Origin of the sequence: Kosakonia sp. 1610 (assembly GCF_050435845.1) — a bacterium.
Taxonomy (GTDB): Bacteria; Pseudomonadota; Gammaproteobacteria; order Enterobacterales; family Enterobacteriaceae; genus Kosakonia; species Kosakonia cowanii.
The window spans coordinates 64,900-78,473 of sequence record NZ_JBNDKZ010000009.1 but is presented as its reverse complement, the minus strand read 5'-3'; the positions used below and the strand labels follow the sequence as shown (position 1 = coordinate 78,473).

General features: G+C 55.5%; 15 protein-coding genes. 4 read left to right on the top strand and 11 right to left on the bottom strand.

Features of this window, described 5'->3' with window-relative positions; genetic code table 11:
• The first annotated feature begins 548 nt into the window (after positions 1 to 548).
• From ABIC80_RS20115 to mtgA, 4 genes are all read left to right on the top strand, one after another.
• A complete protein-coding gene (locus ABIC80_RS20115) occupies positions 549 to 1,475 on the top strand; it encodes a TIGR01212 family radical SAM protein (RefSeq protein WP_429178412.1) in 927 nt (308 codons plus the stop codon).
• 100 nt (positions 1,476 to 1,575) lie between these two features.
• Complete coding sequence (gene arcB, locus ABIC80_RS20110; RefSeq protein ID WP_270221585.1) at positions 1,576 to 3,912, top strand: aerobic respiration two-component sensor histidine kinase ArcB; 2,337 nt, start codon at positions 1,576 to 1,578, stop codon at positions 3,910 to 3,912.
• Positions 3,913 to 4,142: 230 nt separating this feature from the next.
• Positions 4,143 to 4,796 (top strand): isoprenoid biosynthesis glyoxalase ElbB, encoded by a 654-nt coding sequence (gene elbB / locus ABIC80_RS20105; protein ID WP_094422264.1) that lies wholly within the window; start codon positions 4,143 to 4,145, stop codon positions 4,794 to 4,796.
• Positions 4,793 to 5,524 carry a monofunctional biosynthetic peptidoglycan transglycosylase gene (gene mtgA, locus ABIC80_RS20100; RefSeq protein WP_429178396.1) on the top strand — a complete coding sequence of 244 codons (732 nt, stop codon included), beginning with the start codon at positions 4,793 to 4,795 and terminating at the stop codon, positions 5,522 to 5,524. Before elbB ends, mtgA begins: the two co-directional genes overlap by 4 nt.
• Here the strand turns inward: mtgA and npr are convergent, their stop codons facing one another.
• The 11 genes from npr to ABIC80_RS20045 form a co-directional block, all read right to left on the bottom strand.
• Positions 5,525 to 5,797: a PTS phosphocarrier protein NPr gene (npr, locus tag ABIC80_RS20095; protein WP_023481048.1), complete on the bottom strand. Its 273-nt coding sequence runs from the start codon at positions 5,795 to 5,797 to the stop codon at positions 5,525 to 5,527.
• Positions 5,794 to 6,648 (bottom strand): RNase adapter RapZ, encoded by an 855-nt coding sequence (gene rapZ / locus ABIC80_RS20090; RefSeq protein WP_023480906.1) that lies wholly within the window; start codon positions 6,646 to 6,648, stop codon positions 5,794 to 5,796. Before rapZ ends, npr begins: the two co-directional genes overlap by 4 nt.
• 45 nt (positions 6,649 to 6,693) lie before the next feature.
• A complete protein-coding gene (gene ptsN / locus ABIC80_RS20085) occupies positions 6,694 to 7,185 on the bottom strand; it encodes a PTS IIA-like nitrogen regulatory protein PtsN (protein ID WP_023480947.1) in 492 nt (163 codons plus the stop codon).
• Between the two features lie 80 nt (positions 7,186 to 7,265).
• Positions 7,266 to 7,553 carry a ribosome hibernation promoting factor gene (gene hpf / locus ABIC80_RS20080; protein ID WP_023480744.1) on the bottom strand — a complete coding sequence of 96 codons (288 nt, stop codon included), beginning with the start codon at positions 7,551 to 7,553 and terminating at the stop codon, positions 7,266 to 7,268.
• Positions 7,554 to 7,575: 22 nt separating this feature from the next.
• Positions 7,576 to 9,009 (bottom strand): RNA polymerase factor sigma-54, encoded by a 1,434-nt coding sequence (rpoN, locus tag ABIC80_RS20075; RefSeq protein ID WP_034813638.1) that lies wholly within the window; start codon positions 9,007 to 9,009, stop codon positions 7,576 to 7,578.
• Between the two features lie 48 nt (positions 9,010 to 9,057).
• Positions 9,058 to 9,783, bottom strand: a complete 726-nt coding sequence (lptB, locus tag ABIC80_RS20070) for an LPS export ABC transporter ATP-binding protein (RefSeq protein WP_076769257.1) — start codon at positions 9,781 to 9,783, stop codon at positions 9,058 to 9,060.
• A 6-nt stretch (positions 9,784 to 9,789) separates the two neighbouring features.
• Positions 9,790 to 10,350 carry a lipopolysaccharide ABC transporter substrate-binding protein LptA gene (lptA, locus tag ABIC80_RS20065; RefSeq protein ID WP_042713870.1) on the bottom strand — a complete coding sequence of 187 codons (561 nt, stop codon included), beginning with the start codon at positions 10,348 to 10,350 and terminating at the stop codon, positions 9,790 to 9,792.
• The gene (lptC, locus tag ABIC80_RS20060; protein WP_042713872.1) at positions 10,319 to 10,894 is read right to left on the bottom strand and encodes an LPS export ABC transporter periplasmic protein LptC; all 576 of its coding nucleotides are present in this window, start codon (positions 10,892 to 10,894) and stop codon (positions 10,319 to 10,321) included. Before lptC ends, lptA begins: the two co-directional genes overlap by 32 nt.
• Complete coding sequence (kdsC, locus tag ABIC80_RS20055; RefSeq protein ID WP_429178395.1) at positions 10,891 to 11,457, bottom strand: 3-deoxy-manno-octulosonate-8-phosphatase KdsC; 567 nt, start codon at positions 11,455 to 11,457, stop codon at positions 10,891 to 10,893. Before kdsC ends, lptC begins: the two co-directional genes overlap by 4 nt.
• A gap of 14 nt (positions 11,458 to 11,471) precedes the next feature.
• The gene (kdsD, locus tag ABIC80_RS20050) at positions 11,472 to 12,458 is read right to left on the bottom strand and encodes an arabinose-5-phosphate isomerase KdsD (protein WP_023481006.1); all 987 of its coding nucleotides are present in this window, start codon (positions 12,456 to 12,458) and stop codon (positions 11,472 to 11,474) included.
• 13 nt (positions 12,459 to 12,471) lie between these two features.
• A complete protein-coding gene (locus tag ABIC80_RS20045) occupies positions 12,472 to 13,446 on the bottom strand; it encodes a calcium/sodium antiporter (RefSeq protein WP_042713876.1) in 975 nt (324 codons plus the stop codon).
• Positions 13,447 to 13,574 lie beyond the last annotated feature (128 nt).

Sequence of the window (13,574 nt, the reverse complement as noted above, 5' to 3'; positions counted from 1 at the left end):
GATTCACAAGTGTTGAGGACTTGCTTAAGAGGGAATCTCAATTACTGCATAAATATGATGAGCAGACTGCTCATCCAGAAAGCTTCCAGCGGATTTCCAACTTATCGGGAATCCGCACACAGGTCAAATGCCGAGCTTATTTATCCAAAAATGTGCTAACAGACACTCATCCAATTGATTTAAAAGGATGTTTAATCAGTTTTACATTCAGTTATGACAGCATAATGCGCTGGGAGAGTGTGATCTGACTCACTGTAGTAAAGCGCTGTTTCCGCTCTTCTGTTCTGACCTGACTTTTATTAGCAGATTATTATCCTGCTTCTGTGACCCGTGCCGCATAATCTCACTGTTTTTCAGGTAGAGACCTATTTCTGCAAATTTACCTTTCAGCATAAGGAAAAGTAATCACCCTGAGGGTGAATGAAATAGCGGTTATGTTGACTGATTATGCAATGGATAAAGCCTTCCCGGGCGATTGATCCAGGTCATCGCCGATGAAAGCTAATAGTGGCAGGCTACGCCCTTTGATTTGGGCGGCCTTTCAGATTATGCAGTTACAGAAATTAGTCAATATGTTTGGTGGGGATCTTGCCCGGCGCTATGGCGAAAAAGTTCATAAGCTGACGCTGCACGGTGGCTTTAGCTGTCCAAACCGCGATGGCACGTTAGGCCGCGGCGGCTGTACTTTCTGCAACGTCGCCTCTTTTGCCGATGAGGCGCAGCAGTACCGCTCAATTGCGGTGCAGCTTGCCGAACAGGCGCAGCGCGTTAACCGCGCCCGGCGCTATCTCGCCTATTTTCAGGCCTATACCAGCACCTGGGCGGAAGTGCAGGTGCTGCGCGAGATGTACCAGCAGGCGCTGAGCCAGGCCAATATGGTTGGGTTGTGCGTCGGAACGCGTCCCGACTGCGTGCCGGATGCGGTGCTGGATCTGCTGTGCGAATACCGCCAGCAGGGCTTTGAAGTATGGCTGGAGCTGGGGCTACAAACCGCGCACGATAAAACCCTGCACCGCATCAATCGCGGCCACGATTTCGCCTGCTATCAAAACACCACGCGGCTCGCCCGCGCGCGCGGCCTGAAGGTCTGTACCCATCTGATTGCTGGCCTGCCGGGCGAGCGGCTGCCGGATTGCATGGCGACGCTTGAGCGCGTGGTCGAAACCGGCGTCGACGGCATCAAGCTGCACCCACTGCATATTGTGAAAGGCAGCATTATGGCAAAGGCCTGGGAAGCGGGGCGTCTGAACGCCATCGGGCTTGAAGAGTACACCGTCATTGCTGGCGAGATGATCCGCCACACGCCGCCAGAGGTAATCTACCACCGCGTTTCTGCCAGCGCCCGCCGTCCCACTCTGCTGGCACCGCTGTGGTGCGAAAATCGCTGGACCGGCATGGTCGAACTCAACACCTACCTTAATGCACACGGCGGCCAGGGTTCGGCGCTCGGTCGCTGCTGGACGCCGCCCGCCTGAACCTGGGTCAACCACACATTATTGCCGCATTTTTCGCACAAGCTTCAACGCCTTGCTCAGAATTGAGTATTATTGAGCGGACTTGTTTAAGGAAAACGCTATGAAGCAAATCCGTTTACTGGCGCAATATTACGTCGACCTGATGATGAAGCTGGGTCTGGTGCGCTTTTCCATGCTGTTGGCGCTGGCGCTGGTGGTGCTGGCCATCGTGGTGCAAATGGCGGTCACGATGGTGTTGCAGGGGCAGGTTGAGCGTATTGACGTGATCCGCTCTATCTTCTTTGGTCTGTTGATCACCCCCTGGGCGGTCTACTTCTTATCGGTAGTGGTTGAGCAACTTGAGGAGTCACGCCAGCGCTTATCGCGGCTGGTGGAGAAGCTGGAAGAGATGCGCGAGCGCGATCTTAAGCTCAACGTGAAGCTTAAAGACAACATCATGCAGCTTAACCAGGAGATCAGCGATCGCGAAAAAGCCGAGGCGGAACGACAGGCAACCTTTGAGCGGCTGAAGATTGAGATGCAGGAGCGTGAGCAGACGCAGATCCAGCTCGAACAGCAATCCTCTTTCCTGCGCTCTTTCCTTGATGCTTCCCCCGATCTGGTCTTCTATCGCAATGAAGATAAAGAGTTTTCTGGCTGCAACCGCGCTATGGAGCTGCTCACCGGCAAAAGCGAAAAGCAGCTGATTCACCTCAAGCCGCAGGATGTCTACTCGCCGGAAGCGGCGCAAAAAGTGATTGAGACCGACGAGAAAGTGTTTCGTCACAACGTCTCGCTCACCTATGAGCAGTGGCTGGATTATCCCGACGGGCGCAAAGCCTGCTTCGAAATCCGCAAAGTTCCCTATTATGACCGCGTTGGTAAACGCCACGGGCTGATGGGCTTCGGGCGCGATATTACCGAGCGTAAGCGCTATCAGGATGCGCTGGAGCGCGCCAGCCGCGACAAGACTACCTTTATCTCTACCATCAGCCACGAACTGCGCACGCCGCTTAATGGCATTGTCGGTTTAAGCCGCATTTTGCTGGATACCGATCTTGCGCCGGAACAGGAGAAGTACCTCAAAACCATCCATGTCTCTGCGGTGACGCTGGGCAATATCTTCAACGATATTATCGACATGGATAAGATGGAGCGGCGCAAAGTACAACTCGATAACCAGCCGCTCGACTTCACCAGTTTCCTGGCGGATCTGGAGAACCTCTCCGGGCTGCAGGCGCATCAAAAAGGGCTGCGTTTCGAACTCGAGCCGACGCTGCCGCTGCCGCACCAGGTGATCACCGACGGCACCCGTTTGCGGCAGATCCTCTGGAACCTTATCAGCAACGCCGTGAAATTTACCCGCGAAGGGCAGGTGACGGTGCGCGTGCGCTATGACGAAGGTGAGATCCTGCATTTTGAAGTCCAGGACTCAGGGATCGGTATTCCGCGCGATGAGCAGGACAAAATCTTCGCCATGTATTATCAGGTGAAAGATAGCCACGGCGGCAAACCGGCCACCGGCACCGGCATCGGGCTTGCGGTTTCACGCCGCCTGGCGAAAAGCATGGGCGGCGATATTACCGTCAGCAGCCAGCCTGGCAACGGCTCGCTCTTTACATTGACCGTTCATGCTCCTGCGGTGGCGGAAGAGGTTGACGACGCCTTCGAAGAGGATGAGATGCCCTTACCAGCGCTGCATGTGCTGCTGGTAGAAGATATTGAACTCAACGTGATTGTCGCGCGCTCGGTGCTGGAGAAACTCGGCAACAGCGTCGATGTGGCGATGACCGGCGGTGCCGCGCTGGAGATGTTCGCCCCGGGCGAATATGACCTGGTACTGCTTGATATTCAGTTGCCGGATATGACCGGGCTGGATATCTCGCGCGCGCTGACCAGCCGCTATTCGCGCGACGAATTGCCGCCGCTGGTGGCGCTGACCGCTAACGTGCTGAAAGATAAGCAGGAATATCTGGATGCCGGCATGGATGATGTCTTAAGCAAACCGCTGGCGGTGCCAGCATTAACGGCGATGATCAAAAAGTTTTGGGACGCCGGAGATGAGGAGGAGGAACAGGTGGCAACGATAGACAACGACAAAGCGCAAACTCTGCTGGATACCGCCATGCTTGAGCAGTACCTCGAACTGGTTGGGCCGAAGCTGATTACCGATGGGCTGGCGGTGTTTGAGAAGATGATGCCAGGCTACCTGAGCGTGCTGGAGTCGAACCTCACCGCGCGCGACCAGAAAGGGATTGTTGAAGAGGGGCACAAAATTAAGGGTGCTGCTGGATCCGTCGGCCTGCGCCATCTGCAGCAGTTGGGCCAGCAGATCCAGTCCCCGGATCTTCCCGCCTGGTGGGATAATGTCGGCGAATGGGTGGAAGAGATGAAGCAGGAGTGGCGCAATGATGTCGCGGTGCTCAAAGCCTGGGTGGCAGACGCTGCAAAAAAATGACCCCGGATTAACCGGGGTGCGCGAATACTGCGCCAACACCAGGGAAACCGTGGCTGCGCCGTAATTTTTGGTTTTAATTGCAAGGGCGCAGTCTATTAAAATTCGACCACACGCACATAAGATAGCAAATCTTAAATGATTTGTTACAGCAATCAGTGAAATGTGTGAAGCAAGGCTTCCTTATCAAAATTTTTAGTTATTGACCGCAATTCGCAGAAAGGATGTTTGGCATGAAAAGAGTCGGCGTTGTTCTTAGTGGGTCTGGTGTGTATGACGGTTCCGAGATCCACGAAGCGGTAATTACCCTGCTGGCGCTTGCCCGCAACGGCGCAGAGGCCGTCTGTTTTGCGCCCGATAAAGCACAAAGTGATGTTATCAATCACCTCACCGGCGAAAGCATGGCGGAAAGTCGTAACGTGCTGGTGGAAGCCGCCCGCATTACCCGCGGCAAGATCGCGCCACTGGCGCAGGCATCAGTAAACGATCTGGATGCGCTGATTGTCCCCGGCGGCTTTGGCGCGGCGAAAAACCTCAGCAGCTTTGCCAGCCTCGGCGGCGACTGCGAAGTGGACAGCGATCTGAAAAGCCTCGCGCTGGCGATGCACGAGGCTGGAAAACCGCTCGGTTTTATGTGCATTGCGCCGGCGACGCTACCGAAGATTTTCGACTTCCCGCTGCGTCTCACCATCGGAACCGATGTCGATACTGCCGAAGTTTTGGAAGAGATGGGCGCGGAGCACGTGCCGTGTCCGGTGGACGATATTGTTGTCGATGAAGAGAACAAAGTGGTGACCACGCCGGCGTATATGCTGGCGGAAGATATTGCCCAGGCGGCAACAGGAATTGAGAAGCTGGTGACGCGCGTGCTGGTATTGTGCGAATGAAGCGAGGCGGAGGCGGTACGCTGAAGGCCGCGCTGAAACGTCTTCTTCTGCGTGTTCTGTTAGTGCTGGTGGCCTTCTGGGGCGGCGGTATTCTGCTGTTCAGCTTCTTACCCGTGCCGTTTTCCGCAGTGATGGTCGAGCGGCAGCTGAGCGCGTGGCTGACGGGGGATTTTAGCTATGTCGCCCACTCGGACTGGGTCAGCATGGATGAGATCTCACCGTGGATGGCGCTGGCGGTAGTTGCCGCTGAAGATCAGCGCTTTCCCGATCACTGGGGATTAGATGTGGAGGCGATCGAAAAAGCGCTCTCACATAATGAAAAGCATGAGAACCGCATTCGCGGCGCCTCGACTTTGTCGCAACAGACGGTGAAAAACCTCTTTTTGTGGGACGGTAAAAGCTGGCTGCGAAAAGGGCTGGAGGCGGGGCTGACGGTAACAACGGAAGCGGTATGGACGAAACGGCGTATCCTGACGGTCTACCTGAATATTGCGGAGTTTGGTGACGGCATTTTTGGTGTGGAAGAGGCATCGCAGCGCTATTTTCATAAACCTGCGAGCCGGCTGTCAATGTCGGAAGCCGCGCTGCTGGCGGCGGTGCTGCCGAACCCGATTCGTTATAAAGCGGCAGCGCCTTCAGGTTATGTGCGTAACCGTCAGGCGTGGATCATGCGCCAGATGCAACAGCTGGGTGGCGAAGGCTTTTTGCAGAGTAACAACCTGCACTGATTACTCTTCGTCGAACCCGGCGATAAACAGCGCCACCACCGCGGCCAGCGCTTCCTCTTCCTGAGGGCCGCTGGCTTCGACTTCAATCTGTCGGCCTTTGGCGGAATCCAGCATCAGCAGAGCGATCACGCTGCTGGCTTCCGCTTCGGTTCCCTCTTCGTTACGCAGCAGCACTTCCGCGTCAAAGCCCTGTACCAGTTCAAACAGTTTCATCGCCGGGCGCGCGTGCATGCCCAGCTTATTGGTGATCTCAACGGTTTGTTTTACGGTCATGTTTTGCGTTTTTCCAGCGTACGGTGACGGGACTGCACGTTTTTGCCGCGCGAGCGGAAGTAGTCCGCCAGTTGTTCGGCGATATAGACAGAGCGGTGTTTACCCCCGGTACAGCCGATGGCAACCGTCAGGTAGCTACGGTTGTTGGTCTCCAGCATCGGCAACCACAGCTCAAGGTAACTGCGCGTCTGGTAGATGAAGTTATGCACTTCGGTGTGCCTGTCGAGGAATGCAGCGACGGGCTTATCGAGGCCGGTCATCGGACGCAGTTTCGGATCCCAGTGCGGGTTCGGCAGGAAGCGCACGTCAAAGACGTAATCAGCATCGATAGGAATGCCGTGCTTGAAGCCGAAGGATTCGAAGACCATGGTCAGTTCGCGCTCGCGTTTGCCTAAAAGGCGTGTGCGCAGCATCTCTGCCAGCTCATGCACCGACATCTCTGAGGTATCAACAATCAGATCGGCACGCGAACGCAGCGGCTCAAGCAGATTGCTCTCTTCATCGATAGCGCTCTCCAGCGACAGATTTTTGCTTGAGAGCGGGTGCAGGCGGCGCGTGTCGCTGTAGCGGCGGATCAGGGTGTTGCGATCCGCATCTAAAAAGAGCAGCTGCGGCGAAAACGCCTCTGGCAGATTGCTCATCGCCTGCTCAAAGATCTCCGGCGACTCCGGCATGTTGCGCACATCGATACTGACGGCGGCAGAGATCTGGCGATCGGCGAGGGTTTGCGCCAGCTCCGGCAACAGCACAACCGGCAGGTTATCAACACAGTAGAAACCCATATCTTCCAGTGCGCGTAGCGCCACGGATTTCCCTGAACCCGAACGACCACTGACGATCATCAGGACCATGGGTCATTTCTCCTCAGAACGACTGACAAGTAGAGTCTTACCCGGTTACGCATCGCCGCGCTCGCCTTCTGTCTGCGTGATGATCTCATAGAGCTCTTCATCACTCTGCGCGCCGCGCAGGCGCCGACAAATGGTTTTATCTGCCAGCCGCTTGGCGACCAGCGAAAGGGTGTGCAGATGCGTTTTGGTTTGATCTGCCGGCACCAGCAGGGCAAAGAGCAGATCGACGGGTTGATTATCGATAGCGTCGAAGGCAATCGGCGTTTCGAGTTGCACAAACACGCCGACGGCGCGCAGTGTATCTTCCTCGAGCTTGCCGTGGGGAATGGCGATACCGTTACCAATGCCGGTACTGCCCATTTTTTCACGCGTAAGAACCGCTTCGAAGACCACCTGCGGCGGCAGACCTAACTGTTTCGCCGCCAGCTCGCTGATAATTTCCAGCGCGCGTTTTTTACTCTGGCAGTGAACGCCGCTACGGGTACATTCCTGGTTAAGCACTGTGCTCAGTTGAAGAGCCGAATCGTTATTCATCATAATTTCACCTAAGCGACGCCGGAGCCAGCACCCAACCGGGTTGCGGTCGGGTGCAACGCGCCAGACGGACGCCCGGACAATTAGTGTTGTTTCAGTTTATCTTTATGCTTCGTGAGCTGCCGCGCCAGTTTATCAATTAAACCGTCAATAGCAGCATACATATCTTGTCCTTCCGCACTGGCATGCAGCTCGCCTCCATTCACATGCAGCGTGGCATCTGAAATGTGCGTCACCTTTTCCACTTTCAACACAACATAAACCTGATTAATCCTGTCGAAATAGTGCTCCAGCTTGGCAAATTTGCTGTTAACAAACTCGCGCAGGGCATCGGTAATCTCAACGTTTTGTCCGGTGATGTTTAGCTGCATAGTGTCTTCCTTATCGGTTGGGTCACACCAGCTGTTTACGCTGGTTAGACGGCGGAATGGATAAAGATTCTCGATACTTCGCAACGGTTCGCCGCGCGACCATGATTCCCTGATTGGAAAGCAGCGTCGTCAGCTTACTGTCGCTCAGCGGTTTTGCAGGGTTTTCCGCGGCGATCAACTTCTTCACCAGTGCGCGAATGGCCGTGGAGGAGGCTTCGCCGCCGCCTTCGGTATTCACATGGCTGGAGAAGAAATACTTCAGTTCAAAAATGCCGCGAGGACTGTGCAGGTACTTCTGGGTGGTAACACGAGAGATAGTGGACTCGTGCATCTCGACGGCCTGGGCGATATCCGCCAGCACCATCGGTTTCATAAATTCTTCGCCCTGCTCAAAGAACGCCTGCTGCTGCTCGACGATGCAGCGGCTGACGCGCAGCAGCGTGTCATTGCGGCTCTCCAGGCTTTTGATCAACCACTTCGCTTCCTGCAGATTACTGCGAATGAACTGCGTATCGGCGTCGTTACGCCCGCCGCTGCCCATCGCCGCATACTGCTGGTTGATCTTAAGACGCGGAATGCTGTCGGCGTTAAGCTCAACCGTCCAGCGCCCGTTGTGTTTGCGCACCAGCACATCGGGGATCACATACTCCGGCTCGCTGGTCTGGATCGACTGCCCGGGACGCGGATCGAGGGACTGGATCAGATTGACCGCCTCTTTCAGCACATCCTCTTTCAGGCGCGTCACGCGCATCAGCGAGCGGAAGTCATGATTGGCCAGCAGATCGAGATGATCGCAGATAATCAGCCGGGCCTCTTCGCACCACGGTGTCGCTTTGGCGAACTGGGAGAGCTGAACCAGCAGGCAGTCACGCAGATCGCGCGCGGCAACGCCAACGGGATCGAAACGCTGAACGCGCTTTAGCACCGCTTCGACTTCATCCATGCCGATCTCGTCGTTCCCCATGCTTTCGAGGATCTCCTCAAGCGTCACGGTGAGATAACCAGTTTCGTCCACGGCATCAACGATCGAGGTCGCAATGGCGCGATCCGTATCGGAGAAGGGGGTCAGCTCAACCTGCCACATCAGGTAATCCTGTAGCGACTGGGTGGTTTCACCCTGGTAGATCGGCAGTTCATCATCAATGTAATCGTTACTGCTGCCGGACGGGGTGCCTGCGGTATAGATCTCATCCCAACTGGCATCCAGCGGCAGTTCGTCAGGCATCTCTTTCTGTTCGAGTGCATCCGCGGTGTCCAGGCCATCTTTTTCCTGAACCTGTTCGCTATCCACTTCTTCGTGAAGATCGGTTTGTTCCAGCAGTGGGTTGCTCTCCAGCGCCTGCTGAAGTTCCTGCTGAAGTTCCAACGTGGACAACTGCAAAAGGCGAATGGCCTGTTGCAGTTGCGGCGTCATGGCTAGCTGTTGGCTAAGCCGTAGTTGCAAACCTTGCTTCATATTCAGAGCAGCACTCTCCGACAAAAAATGTCAATAAACCTTACCCTATCAGAGTCTGAAGTCTTCCCCAAGATATACGCGCTTAACATGTTCGTCTTCAAGGATTTGCTGCGGCGTGCCGTGGGCGATGAGATGCCCCTGGCTGACAATATAGGCGCGCTCACAAACGGCCAGCGTTTCGCGCACGTTATGGTCGGTAATCAGCACCCCAAGCCCGCTGTCACGCAGATGCTCGATAATGCGTTTGATGTCGATAACCGAGATTGGGTCAACGCCCGCAAAGGGTTCATCGAGCAGGATAAATTTCGGGTTTGCCGCCAGCGCGCGGGCAATCTCGACGCGGCGACGTTCACCGCCGGAGAGCGCCTGGCCCATGCTGTCGCGCAGGTGATCGATATGGAACTCTTCCATCAGCTCGTTGGCGCGATCTTCACGCTGTTCCGTGGTGAGATCGTCACGAATCTGCAGCACCGCCATCAGGTTGTCATAGACGCTGAGGCGACGGAAGATCGACGCTTCCTGCGGTAAATAGCCGATGCCGCGACGCGCGCGCGCATGCAGCGGCAGCAGGCTGATATCTTCATCATCAATAATGATGTTGCCGGCATCGCGCGCAACAATCCCGACCACCATATAGAAGGTGGTGGTTTTCCCTGCGCCGTTAGGGCCAAGCAAACCGACGATTTCACCGGAGTTAACGGTCAGACTGACGTCTTCGACCACGCGACGGCCTTTATAAGCCTTAGCGAGATTCTTTGCAGTTAATGTTGCCATAACGGATTAGTTACTCTTCTTTTGCGCCGGGGCCGGGGCGGATTTATTGCTCTTGTCCTGTAACTGCGACGGTACCAGCACAGTAGTCACGCGCTTACCTTTGTCGCTGAACGCCTGCATCTTCTGCTCTTTCACCAGGTAGGTGATTTTGTCACCAGCAATATTGCTGTCCAACTGCTCGAGATAGGCGTTGCCGGTCAGGATGACGAAATCTTTTTCCAGTTCGTAGTGCATCTGCGAGGCGTGGCCTTTAACCGGCTTACCGTTGTCCTGCATCTGGTAGAAAGTGGCCGGATTGCCGTAACCGTCGATGATCTCTCTGCCTTGCTGACCGCCCGGGCGGGTGACCACGACCTTATCGGCGTTGATCTTAATCGTCCCCTGCGTCACCACGACATTGCCGGTGAAGGTGACAACATTCCCCTGCATATCCAGCGACTGCTGATCGGAGTCGATGTGGATCGGCTGGTCGGTATCCCCGGTCACAGCGAGCGCCGGAAGCGCGGCAGCGAAGAGCGTACTCGCCAGGAGAAGATTAAGGCTGCGTTTGTTTGTTTTGAATTTCATAGGAGCTTCTAACCTTTTCAATCAGCTCGGCGTTTTTGCTGCGTAAATTGCCGCGCATTTTCAGGCCGGTGGAATTAAATGTTGTTCCGTATAACGTAACCTGATCGTCTGAGAAAACATCCTGGGTGACCAGGTTGATCCGGGCGTTATCCGTGGTGATTCTGCGTAATTGTGCGTCCGCAGTCAGCGCGTTAACTTCGACATGTCCATAGAGGTAAAGCATTTTGTCGTCGGTGAGCTTTGCTTTATCCGACTTGATAGACCAGGTCGGAACTTTATTCTCATCGAAGGTGGTTAACACCGGTTTGGCAAACCAGCTAACACTATCGGCAGAGTAGTACTCCACGTTCTGCGCGATCAGACGATAGTTCAGCGCGCCCTCCGGGCTGTAAACGACAGTATCCGTATGTTGGCTTTTATAAGTCGGATCTGAATTGTTCGCTGCGCTCTGTTCCGGCGCATCCTGAGTGGTGAAGTTGATACCAATCAGAACCAGTGCGACCAGCGCCAGCAGAATAATGACCCAACGTCTGGTTTTACTCATATTGATTGCCCTTTGGCTTCATCCAGCTTGCCCTGTGCCAGCAGCAGTAAGTCACACACTTCACGCACCGCGCCGCGACCGCCGTTAATCCGCGTCACGTAATCGGCGCGCGCGCTGAGCAGCGGGTGCGCATCGGCAACGGCGACGCTGAGGCCAATCTCCGCCATCACCGGCCAGTCGATCAAATCGTCGCCGATATAGGCAACCTGATCCGCCGTCAAATCGAGGCGGGCAAGCAGCTCCCGATAGGCGATCATTTTGTCTGATTGCCCCTGGTAGAGATGGGTGATGCCCAGCGTTTCGCAGCGATCTTCTACCACTTTAGCGTTACGCCCGGTAATGATCGCCATCTCGATACCGGAGGTGAGGGCGCTGCGAATGCCATAACCGTCGCGGACATTGAACGCTTTTAGCTCTTCACCATTATTGCCCATATAAATGAGCCCGTCGGACAGCACGCCATCCACATCGAGGATCAGCAGGCGAATCTTCGCGGCTTTCTCCATGACTTGCGTGCTTACCGGCCCATAGCAGGTAGCAAGCGACGCGCCAGCATTACTCATTCTTGTGTCCTTCTTTACACCACGCCCGCGCGCAGTAAGTCATGCATATGTAACACACCCAGTAACTGCTCACCATCGGCAACCAGTACGCAGGTAATGTGACGGGATTGCATCAGGTTAAGGGCATCGACCGCCAGCGTATTGGGCCGCACGCGCACGCCGCCTGGCGTCATCACATCGGCGATGCCGAGGCTGCGCACATCGGCGCCCATATCAAACACGCGACGCAGGTCACCATCGGTAAAGATACCTTCGATCTTCATCAGATCGTCGCAGATCACCGTCATACCTAAATTCTTACGCGTGATCTCCAGTAACGCATCACGCAGGCTGGCCTCTTTGCTGACGTGCGGGATCTCATCCCCGGTGTGCATGATGTCATTCACACGCAGCAGCAGTTTGCGGCCCAGCGCGCCGCCCGGATGGGAGAGGGCGAAATCTTCGGCGGTAAAGCCGCGTGCTTTCAGCAGCGCCACGGCCAGCGCGTCGCCCATTACCAGCGCTGCGGTGGTGCTGGAGGTCGGCGCCAGCCCCAGCGGGCAGGCCTCTTTCGGCACTTTTACGCATAAATGGATATCCGCCGCGCGCGCCATGCTGCTCTCAGGGCGGCTGGTCATGCAAATCAGCGCGACCTTGAGGCGCTTCAGCACCGGGATGAGCGCGAGGATCTCGTTGGACTCACCGGAGTTCGACAGCGCAATCACGACATCCTGCGGGCTGACCATACCTAAATCGCCATGCGCGGCTTCACCGGGGTGGACGAAAAAGGCGGGCGTGCCGGTGCTGGCAAAGGTCGCCGCCATTTTCCGGCCGATATGGCCCGATTTGCCCATGCCCATCACCACGACTTTGCCAGCACAATAAGCGATGCTTTCGCATGCGCGGGTGAAATCTTCATTAATGTACTGATCCAGCTGTGCGAGGCCTTCACGTTCAATCGCCAGAACTTCTTTGCCGGCTTGTTGAAAGTCAAAACCCGGCTGCAAATCTATTTGCGACATAGTGCGTATCCGATTATCCCGTCAAAAGCGGCGACAGCCAGTAGAGCATCGCCAGCCATATGATAAACCCACCGAACAACAGCCCCCCGACAGCACGACTGATCTGCTTGCGTCGCCAGCAGATCAGCGCGAAAAGGGCGCTGACCAGCACCATTACCCCGTAATCGCGCGTGAACGCCATCGGGTTAAAGCTGCCTGGCGCAATCAGTGCCGGCAAGCCAAGCACGATCGCGATATTAAAAATGTTGGAGCCGATAAGGTTGCCGATGGCGATATCGTCTTCCCCTTTGCGCGCGCCCGCGATGGCGGTGGCAAGCTCAGGAAGACCGGTACCGATGGCGATAACCGTCAGGCCGATAGTCAGTTCGCTGATGGCAAAGAAGTTCGCCACCACCGTGGCGTTATCCACCACCATGCGTGTCGCCATCGGCATGATAATCAGCGCGACGCCCAGCCAGAGGCAGGCAACCGACACACTTCCCTCTCGCGGCAGCTCGGCCAGCTGCTCGCGCGTCAGGCTATCATTACCCTGGCGTTCGGCCAGACGGGCGATTTTAACAATGAACACCAGCCATAGCACGGCTAATAACAGTAAAAAGATGCCGTCTATGGGCGTAAGCCGCCCATCATACAGCACGACGCCCGCCAGCAGGCTAGCTACTAAGGTTAACGGCAATTCACGGCGCAGAATATCGGAATGCACGGTAAAAGGGTGTAATAGCGCGGCGACGCCGAGGATCAGCAGGATATTGGTGATGTTCGATCCGATGGCGGTGCCGATAGCGAGATCGAGCTGGCCATGCAGTGAGGCGGCGACAGAGGTGATGATTTCCGGCAACGAGGTGCCAATACTGACCACCGTCATGCCAATAATTAATGGCGGAATACCAAGAGCGCGGCAAAGAATGGAGGCGGCAAACACCAGACGATCGGCACTGTAGACCACAAGAAGTAAACCAATTATCAATAGCGCCGTCGCTAAGAGCATCTAACGTCCTTTCTTCAGGTATAATTTCGCCGTTTCGCAGGCCGCTATACCGGGTTAAAACCGGAACTTCCGCGTAGCGTAATGATTCCTAATTTTGACTTTATGCGGCTCAAAAGTAAAACAAATGC